We start from the raw sequence: 15,541 nt of genomic DNA, 5'->3' as shown, positions 1-15,541 counted from the left end.
ATCAAGCATCCGGCAGAGCCTGGAATGGCGCTTCTTTATCCGTACGTTCTTTAGTGCCCCAGGCGGCGATACCGACCTTGAGCGCAAAGAACAGGATGCTGAAGACCACCAGCAAGAACAGCGCCGTCAGCGTTGCGTTGGTGTAGGCGTTGTAGATCACGTGCTGCATCTGGTCGATGCTCTTCGCCGGGGCGAGGATCTGACCGTTGGCCAGCGCATCGCTGTACTTCTTGGCCAAGGCCAGGAAACCGATCGCCGGGTTGGCATCGAACAGCTTGATGAAGCCGGCGGTGGTGGTGCAGATCAGCAGCCACACAGCGGGCAACATGGTGACCCAGACGTAACGCTGGCGTTTCATTTTGATCAGCACGACAGTCGCCAACATCAGCGCGATACCGGCCAGCATCTGGTTGGAGATACCGAACAACGGCCACAAGGTGTTGATGCCACCCAGCGGATCGATCACGCCCTGGTACAACAAGTAACCCCACATCGCCACACACCCGGCGGTTGCGATCAGGTTGGCGGTCCAGGATTCGGTGCGTTTCAGCGCCGGCACGAAGGAGCCGAGCAAGTCCTGCAGCATGAAACGGCCGGCACGGGTACCGGCATCCACAGCCGTCAGGATGAACAGCGCTTCGAACAGGATCGCGAAGTGGTACCAGAACGCCATGGTGTTCTCACCCGGCAGAAGGTGGTGCAGGATCTGCGCGATACCGACTGCCAGGGTCGGTGCACCACCGGCACGGGCCAGGATCGTGGTTTCACCGATGTCCTTGGCCACCGCTTGCAGCGCTTCCGGAGTAATCGCAAAGCCCCAGCTGCTGACAGTCTGAGCAACCGTAACAGCGTCAGAGCCGACAAGCGCCGCCGGGCTGTTCATGGCGAAGTACACGCCCGGCTCGATCACCGAAGCGGCGACCATGGCCATGATGGCGACGAAGGATTCCATCAGCATGCCGCCGTAACCGATGTAACGGGCATGGCCTTCGCTGGCCAACAACTTCGGCGTAGTGCCCGAAGCAATCAGCGCATGGAAACCGGAGACTGCGCCACAGGCGATGGTGATGAACAGGAACGGGAACAGACCGCCCTTCCATACCGGGCCGGTGCCATCGATGAACTGGGTGAGTGCCGGCATTTTCAGGTCAGGCATGGTGATCAGGATGCCGATCGCCAAGGCCACGATGGTGCCGATTTTCAGGAACGTCGACAGGTAGTCACGCGGCGCCAGAATCAGCCACACCGGCAATACCGCGGCAACGAAACCGTAACCGATCAGCATCCAGGTGATCTGGATCCCGGTAAAGGTAAAGGCCTTGGCCCAGACCGGATCAGCAGCAATCTGCCCGCCCAGCCAGATCGAACCGAGCAGCAACAACACGCCGACAACGGAGATTTCACCGATGCGGCCCGGGCGGATGTAGCGCATGTAAATGCCCATGAACATCGCGATCGGGATGGTCGCCATCACCGTGAAAATGCCCCACGGGCTCTCGGCCAGGGCTTTCACAACGATCAGCGCCAGCACCGCGAGGATGATGATCATGATCAGGAAGCAGCCAAACAGCGCGATGGTGCCGGGGATGCGGCCCATTTCCTCACGAACCATGTCGCCGAGGGAACGGCCGTTGCGGCGGGTGGACATGAACAGGACCATGAAGTCCTGAACGGCACCGGCCAGCACCACGCCGGCAATCAGCCACAGCGTACCGGGCAAGTAACCCATCTGCGCCGCCAGGACCGGACCGACCAGCGGCCCCGCGCCAGCAATGGCTGCGAAGTGGTGACCGAAGAGGACGTGTTTATTGGTCGGCACGTAGTCCAGACCGTCATTGTTGACGACAGCGGGCGTGGCACGATTGGGGTCGAGTTGCATCACTTTGGTAGCGATGAACAGGCTGTAGTAGCGGTATGCGACGAGATAGATAGCGACTGCTGCGACTACGATCCAGAGGGCATTGATCGCTTCGCCGCGGCGCAGGGCCACGACACTTAGCGCAAACGCTCCCAGGACAGCCACGGCAAACCAGGCGAGGTGTTTAGCCAGACGGGGCATAGCGTGTCTCCTGCCGACAGCCAGTGGACTGCGGCGGTAATTTTTATAATTGTGTCCGCTGTGCGGAGCTGGCCCAATATCCCCGCATGCCGTCTACAAATAAATCCGCGTTACTACGTACGTGGCTTCTACGTAGTTCTACGTAGATGTCGTCTGATATACCGCCATCGCGAGCAGGCTCGCTCCCACAGGGGAATGGTGTACACCTGCGAGTAATTGGTCGGCTGTCAGGCCGTCATCGCGAGCAAGCTTTGCTCCTACAGGGGATTGTTGTTCGCCTTTCGCTTCTCACCACTCAACAGGCCGAGCGTTAGCTCGCCTGCAGCTTTTGATCTTGATCCACCCGCCCCTTCGGGAGGCTGAGTGGAGGTGTTCATCTGGGGGGGTAGGCGCGAAGCGCCGTGCGGCGAAGCCGCACACATCGAGAGGAGGTCGAAGCGAAGCCGACCGGAGGCGATGCCCCCAGATGAATACCGGAACGAAGGAACGCCGAGCCTAAGCGAGGGGCCGGACGCTGGGGCGAGACCTTTTGGTTCCTTTTGGGGCGTTTGCCAAAAGGGACTCGCCGTAAGGGCGAAACCATTAGCCGCCGTTACCGCAGAAATGGATATGTACACCTCAAAGAAAATGGTCGGCTGTCAGGCCGCCATCGCGAGCAAGCTCAGCTCCTACAGAATCCAAGCCACAGGTCATTCCGTCCAGCACCGCTACTGGACGCGCGTATCTTTGGCATATGATGCCGGGCCTTCGCCTTCCCTCGGTCCGGACAGGAGCAGAGATGCAGCTCAAACACAAAATCGTCGCGCTCGGGATTCTGCCGCTGGTATTGGCCATCGCCGTCATCTGCGCGCTGGTGATATCCATGAACCGCCAACTGGGTGAACAACAGGCGCAACTGATCGAAGACAGCATTCTGGCCAGCAAACGCGCAGAACTTAAAAACTACGTCGAAATGGCGCAAAGCCTGATCGAACCTCTGTACGACGACGGCCACGGTGACGAACACGCACAGCAAAAAGTGCTGGAAGAACTGCGCAAACTCAGCTTTGGCATCAACGGCTACTTCTTCGTCTACGACCACGAAGGACGCAGCCTGATGCACGCGCGCCAGTCCGAACTGGTGGGCAAATACCTGTGGGACATGAAGGACCCTCACGGTTTGCCCGTGATCCAGGCGTTGCTCAAAAGTGCACAATCAGGCGAAGGCTTTCAGCGCTACGCCTGGAACAAACCCTCCTCCGGCCAAGTGACCGACAAGCTCGCCTATGTGGTGATGCTGGATCGTTGGGGCTGGATGCTCGGCACCGGCATCTACCTTGAAGACGTTGAACGCGCGACCCAGCAGGCGCGTGACGAAGTGGCCCAGGGCATTCGTAAAACCATGCTGGCGATTGCCGCAGTGGCCCTCGTGGCGGTGCTGTTTGTCTTCGCCAGCGGCATGACGCTCAACGTCAGCGAGCATCGTCTGGCCGACAAAAAACTGCAGCGCCTGACCCAGCGTATCGTCAGCTTGCAAGAGGAAGAGCGCTCACGGGTTTCCCGTGAACTGCACGACGGCATCAGCCAGCTACTGGTCTCGATCAAGTTTCAGTTCGAACTGGCCAGCCATCTGCTCGAGAATGGGCAAGCACACGACAAGGGTTTGAGTACGCTGAGAGACGCCACGGAACGCCTGGGGGAAGCGATTGGCGAAGTTCGCAGCCTCTCCCACGACCTGCGTTCCTCGCTGCTCGACACCCTGGGCCTGCCGGCCGCGATCGGTCAACTCGCCGCAGAATTCGAGCAACGCAGCGGCCTGGTGGTGACTTTTAACGACAACGAATTCGACTGTCACCTGGTCGATGGGGCCGCGGTCTCGCTGTTTCGCATCGTGCAAGAAGGCCTGACCAATATTGAACGACACGCCCAGGCTAAAAACGTCTCCATTACCCTGCACGGGTCCGAAGATTCCATACGGTTGACGGTGGTCGATGACGGTATCGGTTTCAACGTCGCCCAGGTCGAACGTCGTCATGCGGGCATTGGCCTGCGTAATATCCGCGAGCGTGTCGAGCATTTTGGTGGACGATTCGACCTGATCTCGATGCCGGGAAGAAGCGAACTGGACGTTTGGCTGCCAATGAAAATGCCCGGTACAACACGCTGACTCACCCCTTACAACAAGAGTGAATACCCGCGATGAACCTGCCCTACCCGATCCGCGTCGCACTGGTCGACGATCACGCCCTGGTCCGCGACGGGATCAAAGCGCTGCTGGCGGTCATGCCTCCCCTGGAAGTGGTGGGCGAAGCCGAGAGTGGCGCGGATGCCATTGAAATGGTCGGACGCTGCCAGCCGGACCTGTTGCTGGTCGACATCAGCCTGCGGGACATGAACGGGCTCGAGCTGACCCGGGTGTTACGCAGCCAGTACCCGTCGCTCAAGGTGCTGGTGCTCAGCATGTACGACAATAATGAATACGTGAGTGAGTCCGTTCGCGCGGGGGCCAGCGGCTATGTGCTGAAGAACTCACCGTCGCGGGAAATCATCGCGGCGATCGAAGCCATCGCCAGTGGCGGCACGTTCTACAGCGCCGAGATCGCCCAGCGGCTCATCGCCGATAAAAATACCGACAACGAGCTGACACCGCGCGAGAGCCAGGTGTTGTACAAGATGGCTCAAGGGCTGAACAACAAGGAGATGGCCCGCGAACTGGACATCAGCGTTCGCACGGTAGAAACCCATCGCCTGAGCATCCGTCGCAAACTCAACATCGACAAACCGGCGGCCCTGGTCAAATACGCGATCGATCACGGGATCATCTCGCGGTAGCGGATATACATTTGTCGCGAACTTCAGGCAAAAAAAATCCCAGGCAGCTGATGGACGCCTGGGACTCAAAATGCATAAACCGTGGTGGTGAACGCGGGACGAATATTACTTAATATTTCTGCCTGTAACAAGATGTTTTGATTCACCATCCAGTTACTAAAGCTTCTAACTCATTCAATATCCACACATTTTTTATGGACGAGCAGCGACAAGGACTGATTTAGAGGTACCAGCGATACTCCCGTGCACTGATGTCCTGCAGGAATGCCAAATGGTCCTGGCGCTTGTTTTCGCAGTAGACATCTACAAACTCTGCCCCCAAACCCTCGCGCAATTGCACGTTGTTTTGCATCGAACGCACGGCCTCCAACATCTCCAGCGGGAAGTCGATTCCGCTGCCACGATCTTCGTTGAGGGATGCAATCGGTTCACGCCCCACTTCCAGCCCTTGCTCCAGCCCGACCAGAATCGCCGCCAACACCAGATATGGATTGGCATCCGCGCCCGCCAGGCGATGTTCGATGCGTAGATTCTTCGCGTCCGACTCCGGCACCCGCAGGCAGGCGTCACGATCTTCGAAGCCCCAACTGGCGCGCGTCGCGACATTCACCGTGCCGCTCAAGCGCCGCATTGCGTTGTGATTCGGTGCAAAGATCGGCATGCAATGCGGCAACACTTCAAGGCAACCGGCCACTGCATGGCGCAGCGCCTGCTGATTGTTAGCCGCCAACAGGTTGGTTCCCGCCTCGTCGTAAAGGCTCACATGCACATGCATGCCGCTACCGGGGTGCTGCAAGTAGGGTTTTGCCATGAAGCTGGCGCGGTGATTGTGCTTGAGGGCCACGCCCCGTGTGCTGCGGCAGAACAGGGCTGCCCAGTCGGCCGCACGCAGGCCGTCGTCAAGGTGACCGAAATTGATCTCGAACTGGCCAGGGCCCAACTCCGCAGTGATCACCGTGGCATCAATGCCTTGCGCCCGCGCCGTCTCGACCATGTCATCGAGTACCGGTGAAAATCTCGACAGCCGTTCGATGTGCATATTCGGCTGATCATCGGCATCGTCCGTCAGCTGATCACGAGGGAACTGTGGCAAGCCGTCACGCAGCTGGCGATCGAACAGATAAAACTCCAGTTCGAACGCGACCACAGGGAAAATCCCTTTTCGGCCGAGGCGCTCGAGCACCTGCGCCAACACTTCACGCGGCTCGAAAACAATAGGCTTTTCAGTACCGCTTGAGGTAATCAGCATCTGCCCCAGCGGTTGGTTTTCCCAGCTCACGGGCTTGAGCGTACCGGGCACCAGGCGGCGTGGAGCATCCGGGTCGCCGTCGTTAAAACAGTAGTCGCCGATTTTGAACAGACCGCCCTGCGTACCCAGCAACACACAGTTTTGCGGCAGCTTGAGCGCGCTGCCTGCAGCGACCTTCTCGAGCATTTCTATCGGGTAGCGTTTGCCGTAAAAATGCCCGGGAATATCCAGGGAAATAAGGTCAACGTAACGCACCTGCGGGAAGCGCTGGCGAAACGCGCGAACCTCAGCAACCAGATCAGAGCAGACAGCATCCATCGTTAGTGTTCCTTGTTGTTTTTATCAGGTGTAAACCCAAAGCACCCGGGCGAGCTGATCCGAGAGGTTGCCGTAGCGACAATGCGTATGACTGGCCAGTTGAAAACTGTCGCCGGTGCGCAATGTCACCGGCTTATCGTCATCCAGCCACAACGTCAGCTCACCCTCGAGGACATAGCCACCTTGCTCCGAGCTGTCGTTCATGTGCCGATCACCACTGCTGGCGCCGGGCTCCAGTTGGCTTTCAAGCATTGAGAAGGACGCCCTCATCTTCGGAGAGACGAGGATGTCGGTAATCCCGTCGGCGTAATACAGCGTGCGTCGCTCATCCGGACGGGTCACCCAAGGCAATGCCATGGGCTTGGGCAAGCTGTAGAAATAGGTAGTCGGCACGCCGAGTGTTTCGCTGATGGCGGTCAAGTCCGCCACCGTGGGACGAGACAACCCCCGCTCGACTTGCGAGAGAAACCCGACCGAACGACCGATTTTGTCCGCCAGCTCTTTGAGCGTGTATTTTTTGTGTTTGCGCAGGTCCTGGATCAGGATCGCCAGCGCCGAGATTTCTTCTTGCATGTCCATCTGAAGGCTTCCAGAAATTGATGTTTCAAAGGCTGTCGCGCAGCCGATACCAGGCTTTGCCGATGGCTTCCAGTGGTGCTGCCATGTATTTGCCACCGGGAAAACTGCCGTTGATCAAACCCTGGTACAACGCCAGCTCATCCGGCTGGCCAAGTATCGCGTCGGACACGGCACGCGCCCCGGCCAACGTCGGCAGCACGCCATGCCCTGAGTAACCCTGTAGCCAGTAGAAATCGCCACGTCGACCGATGTCAGGCGTGCGCTTGAGGGTCAGATCGATGTGTCCTCCCCAGGCAAAGTCCAGTTCGACGCCCCTGAGTTGGGGAAATACGCGCTCCAGACAGGGCCGTGTCGCAGCGGCGATGTCCTTCGGCATGCCGCCCAGGTAAGTGCAACCACCGCCGAACAGCAGCCGGTTGTCCGGCGTACGGCGGAAATAATCGAGGACAAACTGGTTGTCGGTGACGCACACATTGCTCGGTAGCAACGCGGTCGCCTGATGCTCTGAAAGTGGCGCGGTGGCCACCTGATAAGTGCCAACCGGTAACACGCAACTCGACAGCTTCGGATCAAGCCGATCAAGGTAGGCGTTGCACGCCAGCACCAGCACGTCGGCGCGAATGCGACCGCGCTCAGTGGTGACCACGTAACGATCGCCGTCTTCGCAATAACTCAACGCCTTGCTCTGTTCATGAATGCGTCCACCGGCCTGTTCAATCGCAGCGGCCAGGCCGAGCGCCAGTTTCAGCGGATTCAAATGCCCGCCTTCAGGATCAAACAGACCTGCCTGGTAACGCTCACTGGCGACCCAATCAGGCAATGCCTCGCGCGAAATGAACTGCAAACCATCGTGACCCCACTTGTGGCTGGCCTCGTGTTGCCATTCTGTCAGCAGACTCACCCGACGCGGCATCACCGACGTCCAGAGGTGACCAGGCCGATAGTCACAATCGAAACCATGGCGGCCTGGCAAGTCTCGCAACTCCCGGGCAGCCCAACGCATGCTGTCCCATAACCGGCGCGCACGCTCATAACCCAGCGCCGCCTCCAACGGCGGCATGTCACACGACCAACCGAGAATGGCCTGACCACCATTGCGACCCGAGGCAGCCCAGGCCACCCGACTGGCTTCCAGCAACGTCACACGCTTACCGGCCAGGGCCAGGCGCAACGCCGTATGTAACCCACTGAAGCCGGCCCCGATGATCAACACTTCGGTGTCCTGCTCGCCCTCAAGAACAGCTCGATCCACCAAGCGATCCGCGCAGGTGTGGGCGTAATAGCTGGCGACGTGCTGGGTAGATTGCTGGAACATACGGCCTCATGAAATTTTATACTTATAATTTCATGAAAAAGTACACGTTAAATTTCACGGCGACAACCGTTCAAGGCACAAAAAAAATCCCGCCCAGGAAAACCCGGGCGGGATCGATGTGCAGACGACCGAGGTGATCGCGTTCGGCCGGAATCTGATCGGCCGGTCCCGATCATCCAGGTGACCGGTACCACCGACTGAACCTTACAGACAATCACGCACTGCCTGACGCAACGCCCCTGATTTCGCCCAGGGCGGCCCCTGATAAAGCGATACGTGACTGCCATCCTTCGATTTCACGATATCCACAATCTCGTCGGCCGTGATGATGCTCGGCGCGGTGACCCGGTAGCCATTGGAAATCGCCGATTGGGTCGTCTTGGGTATCTCCCGCTGCCACGCCGGCAGCACACACGCGGCGTAGTCTTTTGGCGCCTTGGCGCTGTACTTGCTGACATTGGGCTCACCTGGCACCAGGGACGCGGGCAACGAACAACCCGCCAGCAACGCCAACCCTATGCCCCCAATCAATTTACGCATGACGCTTCCTTATCCCGAAAAAGAGGAATGTAGCGTGTCGCTGTCCAGACATCCATCCGTTGCACTGAACTCAGCAAGGAGCGTTTTGATCGCCGGGATTGGGATACGACCTCTCGTTCAGATAAGTCATCCATCTTTCGTACGCTTCATGCTGCCATTGAGTGACCCGCTCCCATTCCGGGCCGCTCAGCTGATGTGCAGATATCAGTTTCATCATTTCCGTGGTGGCCGCGTCCAGATCAACGATCAGCTCATGGGCATGAAATCTAAAGTCATCAGTAGCCGTCATTTGAAGTTGCCTCGCCCTAGCAAAAATTCACTACCTCACTACGACATCAGATCTGCGGGTTCGCGCACATTTTCCGACAAAAGGCGGCACCAACAGTCCAGACGAACAAAACGCCCTGACCCGGGAAATGGGACTAAAATTTCGTAGCGGAGATTGGCAGGAGGTCATCATGTGGCTTAACGAATCTGAAAACGATCTTCGGCGCGACCTGCAAGGTGTTGCGTCGGATTTGAGATGGTCAGCGGTAGAGCTTTTGCGCATCGCAGAGCAGCTACGCCTGGCCGGCAATGACGTGGATGCGCAAGCAACCCTGAAGCTGTGCGAGTTGTTTCAGGGAGATGAAGAACGACTGAAGGGTTATGCCGAGGAAGTGAAAGCCAAGATCATCACTCGAACGAAAGCTCAATAGCAGGAGCATTTGCCATGCACAAGCCTCTATGCGCGCTGGTCGTTGTACTGGTCGCGTCGGGTGGCTGCAGCACCGAATCGCGTGTCTATCGGGATCAGCCGCTGGTCGCAAAGGTCGAGACCGGCATGAGCAAGGATCAAGTCCAGCAGATTGGCGGCCAGCCTTTATCCATAACGGATCGCACCGTTGAGCCTGGCACTTGCTTTGACTACAAGCTGAAGCAGGCCGGCCATCAGCAAACGTACAACGTCAGTTTCGATGGCAGGGGCAAGGTCGACCATAAAAGCTTCATGACCTGCGCGGAATGGAGTAACGCGCAGCAAAAAGCCCGAGAGCCCTCCCGCAGCACCGGTGGTGGTGGCGGTTATTAGCCCGGGACCTCAGCGCCCAGCAAAGAAAAGCCCCGGCGAACCGGGGCTGCAAGTGCGCTATTTATCTGATTTCTGGCTGCGTGCAGGCCGACTTGCCTTGGCCTTGTAGCCGGGAAGAGCGGCCGCAAAAGCCAGTGCTTCCTCTCTACTGCCAAAGGCTCCAAGCCGGTCACCTTTGGTGCACACCCGCCACGGGCCGTTGTTCACGCTGAGTACGTCATAACCATTCATGTGCATTTTGGTCAGCATCGGAACGCTCATAGTCACCTCCATTTCGGCAGTGATGATCCTGGATTCACTTGAATACCTTACACCCGACCTTCCATGAAGTGCCAACCAGACGTCGCGCCAGGATTTCGGCACCCGGTTGCACTTTCAGCCTCGTTCATCACTCCAACCATTGAGACAGACACATCGGCTCGAATATTGCATTTTTATGACTGATTTATGACAAACAGCAATCAGGTAACACATGAAAGTACGCGCGACCGTCATTTGCGAGCAAGACCGGCACATTCTCCTGGTGCGCAAGCCAAGGAGTCGCTGGATGCTGCCCGGCGGAAAGGTTGAGCGTGGTGAAGCCATTGCCGACGCCGCCACGCGAGAGCTTGAGGAAGAGACTGGGCTTGGGGTCGACGGGTTGCTGTACCTGATGGAGTTGCAAACGGGTAGCACCCGGCACCATGTTTACGAGGCCTCAGTGGCGAACGCGGATGAGGCCCGCCCGCAAAACGAAATTTTTGATTGCATCTGGTATCCGCTGGACGCGGTCCAGAACCTGAACACCAGCGACGCCACGCTCAGAATTATCAAAGCGTTTCAGCGTCGCCTGTAAGGCTCTCTATCCTGCGGCCAACGCCGTCGCGGCCTTATCGATGAACGCAGCAATCTCGACCGGCATCGAAGCCAGGGACGCATGGCTGGCGTTCAGGGTCAGGATCTCCCTGGCGTTCAGCCGCCCCGCCATCCATTGCTGATTTTGCGGTGAGATCATCCTGTCATCCGCAGAAACCTGATACCACGACGGCTTCTTCTTCCACGCCACCGTGGTAATGGTGTCGCCGAAGGTGCTGGCCAGCGGCGCTTTCTGGGTGATGCCCATCACCAACCCTTCGGTCGCGGGCAGGTCCTGGCAGAAGCTTTCGTGATAGAGCTCAGGCTTGACCCACAGATAACCGTCGCTGTCGGGAGCCAGGTTGGCCGCCGCAGCGGGTGGATGCCGTTGCGTGATGCCGCCGGGACTTTCACCGGCGTCCGGCGCGAAGGCAGCGATGTACACCAACCCCACCACGTTCGGCTGATCGCCGGCCTCGGTGATCACCGCGCCGCCATAGGAGTGCCCCACCAACAACACGGGTCCCGACACTTGAGCGAGCATCTTGCGCGTGCGCTCTGCATCGTCTGCCAATGAAGTCAGCGGCATCTCCACAGCGCGGATGTTCGTAATGCCCTTGTGAATCAACTCGGCGATGACCTTGTTCCAGTGGGCAGCGCCGCCCCAAAAACCATGGACCAGCACGATCGTGGGTTTGTCGCTCATTGCGATGACTCCGATTGAGGATGGGGTTGTTGGCAAGTCGCGTCAGCCCTGGTCGCCGCCACCGACCGGCATGATCATGCCGGTGATATAAGACGCTTCGTCGCTGGCCAGAAACAGAATAGCGCTTGCCTGCTCATCCAGCGTGCCATAGCGCTTCATCAAACTGCTGTCGAGCGTCTGGTCGACAATCTGCTGATACCAGACCTTCTCTTGCTCGCTCTGATCGGCGCTGTTGCGCGGAATGACCCGCGGCGGCGCTTCGGTACCACCGGGCGCGGTGGCATTGACCCGAATCCCGCGACCGGCGGTTTCGAAGGCCAGGCAAGCGGTCAGCGCGTTGACCCCACCCTTCGCCGCACCGTACGGCACGCGATTGACACTGCGCGTAGCGATGGACGAAACGTTGACGATGGCGCCGCTGCCCTGCTCAAGCATGAACGGCAGCGCGGCATGACAGCACCACAGCGTCGGGAACAGCGAACGGCGCACTTCGGCCTCGATCTGCGACGCTTCGTAATGCTCAAAAGGCTTGGTCCAGATCGTCCCGCCCACATTATTGACCAGCACATCCAGACGCCCGAAACGCTCGACGGCGGTTTGCATGACGCGGCTGCATTCGCTGTATTGCTCAAGATCGGCGGTCAGCGCGAGCACCTGGCTGCCCTGCCCCAATTGCTGCTGAACCTCGAACACCAGCTCGGAGCGATCGACCAGAATCAACCGCGCACCTTCCGCCGCCATGCGCTCGGCAACGCGCCGACCGATGCCTTGGGCTGCGCCGGTGATCAGCGCGACTTTTTCGTGAAATCTGTTCATACCCACCTCGTGTTTGCGCCACCCCCTCCGTAGGAGCTGTCGAGTGAAACGAGGCTGCGATCTTTTGATGTCGCCCTTATTAAAGATCGCAGCCTCGTTTCACTCGACAGCTCCTACAGGGACAATGCCGCAGAGAATGCTTACGCCGCGCTGGCGGCAAATTTCTCGTAGTAAAAGTTTGTCGGCGCGATGCCTTTTTCGCGGATGAACTGGCTGACCGCTTCGACCATCGGCGGCGGGCCGCACAGGTAGACATCGACGTCGCCTTCGTTCAAATGCTGCGGCTCGATGTGTTGGGTCACATAGCCCTTGAGCGGGTGCTGACTGTCCGGGTTGGCGACGCAGGCACTGAAGCTGAAGTTCGGGATTCGTGCGGCAAAGGCTTCGAGTCGATCCATTTCCACCAGATCGAAATCGTTGGTCACGCCGTAGATCAAATGCAAAGGATGTTCACTGCCCTGCTCGGCGATTTTTTCCAGCATCGCGGTGAATGGTGCCAGCCCCGTACCGCCGGCCAGCAGCAACAACGGACGGCGAATGTCGCGCAGATAGAAACTGCCCAACGGCCCGGCCAGGCTCATGCTGTCACCGGCCTTGGCCATGCCGGTGAGGAAGCTGCTCATCAAGCCGCCGGGCACGTTGCGGATCAGGAAACTGACTTCGCCGTTGCGCTGCAACGAGCTGAATGAATAGGCGCGGGTCTGCTCGCTGCCGGGAATCCCTAGGTTCACGTATTGCCCCGGCAGGAACGCCAGTTTGCTCAGCGCCTCGCCCTTGATCGACAGCGCGATGGTGCTGTCGGACAACTGGCGCACGGCACTGATGGTCGCGTCGTAACTGGCCTGGCGGGTGCGGCACACCTCGGATGAGGTCGGCACGCGCACCACGCAATCGCTCTGGGCGCGCATCTGGCAGGTCAGGACAAAACCTTGCTCGGCCTCTTCCGCGCTGAGCGCATCTTCGATGTACTCCTCGCCCAAATCATAACGGCCGGCCTCGGCGAAGCACTTGCAGGTACCGCAGGCGCCGTCGCGGCAATCCAGTGGAATATTGATGCCTTGGCGATACGCGGCATCGGCCACGGTTTCGCCGACATTGGCGTCGATGAATCGGGTGACGCCGTCTTCGAAATTGAATGCGATGGAATGAGTCATGACCGCTGCCTCACAGGTGGTAGACATCGATGACCTGGCGAACGTAATCGTTCTTCAGGATCACTTTCTTGGCCTTGATCAGCGGGTTTTCACCGCGCACATCGAGGGTGTAGAAACTGCTGCCGAAATAGCTGTCGACGGTCTTGTAGCGAAAGCTCAGGGTGTGCCAGTTGAAGCGCACGTTGCACAAGCCATCGGCCTGTTCGAGCAGCTCGATGTTGCTGATGTTGTGCGAGGTGCGGGTGTCCGGCATGGTGGCGCTGGAACGCTCGGTCTTGATGCGGAAGACGCGGTCTTCCAGACCGGTGCGATTGCCGTACCAGATCAGCGAAATTTCCCGTTGCGGGTCTTCTGTCAGCTCGTCGTTGTCGTCCCAGGATGGCATCCAGAACGTCGCGTCCGGGGCGTACAGCTCCAGCCATTCGTCCCACTGCCGGTCGTCGAGGTAGCGCGCTTCACGGTAGAGAAAATCACGCACGGCGTCATAGGTGATGGTCATTGCACGGCCTCCACAGGAATCAGTTCGGACTGCTCGGTGGCCAAGGCCTTGAGCATGGTCTGCTGCCAATACTTGTGTTGCAGCACGAACAGGCCTTCGTCTTCGGTGCGCACACCGCTGAGCAGCGGATGCAGGTCGATTTCCTTGGCCGCCTCATCGGCGCCTTCGATCCAGTGTTCGGCGCCACGGGACATGTCGTTCCAGGCGGTCACGCTGCCCTGATAACTGGTCTGGCAGGAACGAAACTCTTCCAGATCATCCGGGGTGGCCATGCCGCTGACGTTGAAGAAATCCTCGTACTGACGAATCCGGCTCGAACGGGCGTGGTCGCTTTCGCCTTTGGGGGCGATGCAGTAAATGGTGATTTCCGTGCGGTTGACCGAGATCGGCCTGGCGATACGGATCTGCGAACTGAACTGGTCCATCAGGTACACGTTCGGGTACAGGCACAGGTTGCGCGAGTTCTCGATCATCCAGTCGGCACGGGCCTTGCCGAAGTCCTGGGCCAACTCATCACGACGCTCGTACAGCGGGCGATCTTCAGGGTTGGCCCAACGGGTCCAGAGCAACATGTGACCCTTGTCGAAAGAGTAGAAACCGCCGCCCTGCTTGGCCCAGCTGCCGGCACTCATGGTCGGGTTGCAATCGCCGGCCTCGCGCTGCTTGCGCTGGTTCTGGGTGGCGGCGTAGTTCCAGTGCACGGAGCTGACGTGATAGCCGTCGGCGCCGTTTTCGGCGGTGAGCTTCCAGTTGCCTTCGTAGATGTAGCTGGAGGAACCGCGCAGCACTTCCAGGCCATCGGTGGACTGGTCGACGATCATGTCGATGATCTTCGCCGACTCGCCCAGGTGTTCAACCAGCGGGACTACGTCGGCCTTGAGGCTGCCAAACAGGAAACCGCGATATGACTCGAAACGCGCGACTTTGGTCAGGTCGTGGGAGCCTTCGCAGTTGAAGCTCGCCGGGTAGCCCGCTTCGGCCGGATCCTTGACCTTGAGCAGCTTGCCGGAGTTGTTGAAGGTCCAGCCATGGAATGGGCAGGTGTACGAACTTTTGTTGCCGGACTTGTGCCGGCACAGTGTCGCACCGCGATGGCTGCAGGCGTTGAGGAACGCATTGAGCTCACCGTCCTTGTTGCGCGCGATGAAGATCGACTGGCGCCCCATGGTGGTGGTGTAGAAGTCGTTTTTGTTGGGGATCTGGCTTTCGTGGGCCAGGTACAGCCAGTTGCCTTCGAAGATGTGCTGCATCTCGAGATCGAACAGCCGCGGGTCGGTGAACATCTCGCGCTTGCAGCGGTAGATGCCTTGTTCTGGATCGTCCTCAAGCAGGGATTGAAGATATTCGGGTCGCAGGGTCATGGCCGCCGCCTCCATTGTTATTGTTCAGGCAAGGCTCATGCTAGGACGGGGCAATGGGGTGGACTATCCGCTGGGTGCAGACCTTTATCCGTTTTGTGCAATGGGATTTTTTATGGGAGTGGATGGCGTTTGCGGGAATACAGTCCACCGCTGATCCGGTGTAGGAGCAAAGCTTGCTCGCGATGGCGTCGTGTCAGGCGACATCAATCGTGAACCTGCCGGCCTCATCAC

17 protein-coding genes are annotated in these 15,541 nt (G+C 58.8%); 5 read left to right on the top strand and 12 right to left on the bottom strand.

Annotated elements, in window-relative coordinates; genetic code table 11:
* Nucleotide 1: 1 nt before the first annotated feature.
* Nucleotides 2-2,059 (bottom strand): carbon starvation CstA family protein, encoded by a 2,058-nt coding sequence (locus PMI27_RS25915; RefSeq protein WP_024164521.1) that lies wholly within the window; start codon nucleotides 2,057-2,059, stop codon nucleotides 2-4.
* A gap of 778 nt (nucleotides 2,060-2,837) precedes the next feature.
* Between PMI27_RS25915 and PMI27_RS25920 the strand changes: the two genes are divergently transcribed.
* Together PMI27_RS25920 and PMI27_RS25925 are read left to right on the top strand one after the other, a co-directional pair.
* The gene (locus PMI27_RS25920; protein ID WP_008154583.1) at nucleotides 2,838-4,205 is read left to right on the top strand and encodes a cache domain-containing protein; all 1,368 of its coding nucleotides are present in this window, start codon (nucleotides 2,838-2,840) and stop codon (nucleotides 4,203-4,205) included.
* 32 nt (nucleotides 4,206-4,237) lie between these two features.
* The gene (locus tag PMI27_RS25925) at nucleotides 4,238-4,870 is read left to right on the top strand and encodes a response regulator (protein WP_008154581.1); all 633 of its coding nucleotides are present in this window, start codon (nucleotides 4,238-4,240) and stop codon (nucleotides 4,868-4,870) included.
* A 220-nt stretch (nucleotides 4,871-5,090) separates the two neighbouring features.
* Here the strand turns inward: PMI27_RS25925 and PMI27_RS25930 are convergent, their stop codons facing one another.
* The 5 genes from PMI27_RS25930 to PMI27_RS25950 form a co-directional block, all read right to left on the bottom strand.
* The gene (locus PMI27_RS25930; RefSeq protein ID WP_008154579.1) at nucleotides 5,091-6,437 is read right to left on the bottom strand and encodes a glutamine synthetase family protein; all 1,347 of its coding nucleotides are present in this window, start codon (nucleotides 6,435-6,437) and stop codon (nucleotides 5,091-5,093) included.
* Nucleotides 6,438-6,461: 24 nt separating this feature from the next.
* Nucleotides 6,462-7,016 (bottom strand): helix-turn-helix domain-containing protein, encoded by a 555-nt coding sequence (locus PMI27_RS25935; protein WP_008154577.1) that lies wholly within the window; start codon nucleotides 7,014-7,016, stop codon nucleotides 6,462-6,464.
* A gap of 25 nt (nucleotides 7,017-7,041) precedes the next feature.
* On the bottom strand, nucleotides 7,042-8,331 hold the full coding sequence (locus PMI27_RS25940; RefSeq protein ID WP_008154575.1) for an NAD(P)/FAD-dependent oxidoreductase: 1,290 nt from the start codon (nucleotides 8,329-8,331) through the stop codon (nucleotides 7,042-7,044).
* Between the two features lie 204 nt (nucleotides 8,332-8,535).
* The gene (locus tag PMI27_RS25945) at nucleotides 8,536-8,871 is read right to left on the bottom strand and encodes a hypothetical protein (protein WP_008154572.1); all 336 of its coding nucleotides are present in this window, start codon (nucleotides 8,869-8,871) and stop codon (nucleotides 8,536-8,538) included.
* 70 nt (nucleotides 8,872-8,941) lie between these two features.
* Nucleotides 8,942-9,160 carry a hypothetical protein gene (locus PMI27_RS25950; RefSeq protein WP_008154569.1) on the bottom strand — a complete coding sequence of 73 codons (219 nt, stop codon included), beginning with the start codon at nucleotides 9,158-9,160 and terminating at the stop codon, nucleotides 8,942-8,944.
* Nucleotides 9,161-9,329: 169 nt separating this feature from the next.
* Between PMI27_RS25950 and PMI27_RS25955 the strand changes: the two genes are divergently transcribed.
* Nucleotides 9,330-9,569, top strand: coding sequence for a hypothetical protein (locus PMI27_RS25955; protein WP_008154567.1), 240 nt, complete (start codon nucleotides 9,330-9,332; stop codon nucleotides 9,567-9,569).
* A gap of 14 nt (nucleotides 9,570-9,583) precedes the next feature.
* Nucleotides 9,584-9,940 carry an osmotically-inducible lipoprotein OsmE gene (osmE, locus tag PMI27_RS25960; protein WP_008154566.1) on the top strand — a complete coding sequence of 119 codons (357 nt, stop codon included), beginning with the start codon at nucleotides 9,584-9,586 and terminating at the stop codon, nucleotides 9,938-9,940.
* Nucleotides 9,941-9,997: 57 nt separating this feature from the next.
* Here the strand turns inward: osmE and PMI27_RS25965 are convergent, their stop codons facing one another.
* Entirely contained in the window at nucleotides 9,998-10,201 is a 204-nt protein-coding gene (locus PMI27_RS25965; protein WP_008154564.1) for a hypothetical protein, read from the bottom strand.
* 211 nt (nucleotides 10,202-10,412) lie between these two features.
* Here PMI27_RS25965 and PMI27_RS25970 point away from each other — a divergent pair, with 211 nt between their 5' ends.
* Nucleotides 10,413-10,775 carry an NUDIX hydrolase gene (locus PMI27_RS25970; RefSeq protein ID WP_008154562.1) on the top strand — a complete coding sequence of 121 codons (363 nt, stop codon included), beginning with the start codon at nucleotides 10,413-10,415 and terminating at the stop codon, nucleotides 10,773-10,775.
* Between the two features lie 6 nt (nucleotides 10,776-10,781).
* Here the strand turns inward: PMI27_RS25970 and PMI27_RS25975 are convergent, their stop codons facing one another.
* From PMI27_RS25975 to benA, 5 genes are all read right to left on the bottom strand, one after another.
* On the bottom strand, nucleotides 10,782-11,480 hold the full coding sequence (locus PMI27_RS25975; protein ID WP_008154560.1) for an alpha/beta hydrolase: 699 nt from the start codon (nucleotides 11,478-11,480) through the stop codon (nucleotides 10,782-10,784).
* Between the two features lie 42 nt (nucleotides 11,481-11,522).
* Nucleotides 11,523-12,296, bottom strand: coding sequence for a 1,6-dihydroxycyclohexa-2,4-diene-1-carboxylate dehydrogenase (locus tag PMI27_RS25980; protein WP_008154556.1), 774 nt, complete (start codon nucleotides 12,294-12,296; stop codon nucleotides 11,523-11,525).
* Between the two features lie 140 nt (nucleotides 12,297-12,436).
* Entirely contained in the window at nucleotides 12,437-13,450 is a 1,014-nt protein-coding gene (benC, locus tag PMI27_RS25985) for a benzoate 1,2-dioxygenase electron transfer component BenC (protein ID WP_008154554.1), read from the bottom strand.
* 10 nt (nucleotides 13,451-13,460) lie between these two features.
* Nucleotides 13,461-13,949: a benzoate 1,2-dioxygenase small subunit gene (gene benB / locus PMI27_RS25990; protein ID WP_008154552.1), complete on the bottom strand. Its 489-nt coding sequence runs from the start codon at nucleotides 13,947-13,949 to the stop codon at nucleotides 13,461-13,463.
* The gene (benA, locus tag PMI27_RS25995; protein WP_008154551.1) at nucleotides 13,946-15,310 is read right to left on the bottom strand and encodes a benzoate 1,2-dioxygenase large subunit; all 1,365 of its coding nucleotides are present in this window, start codon (nucleotides 15,308-15,310) and stop codon (nucleotides 13,946-13,948) included. Before benA ends, benB begins: the two co-directional genes overlap by 4 nt.
* Nucleotides 15,311-15,541: the final 231 nt, after the last annotated feature.

Origin of the sequence: Pseudomonas sp. GM41(2012) (assembly GCF_000282315.2) — a bacterium.
Classification (GTDB): Bacteria; Pseudomonadota; Gammaproteobacteria; order Pseudomonadales; family Pseudomonadaceae; genus Aquipseudomonas.
The sequence above is the reverse complement of the archived record's forward strand: the minus strand, read 5'-3'. Positions and strand labels throughout refer to the sequence as shown.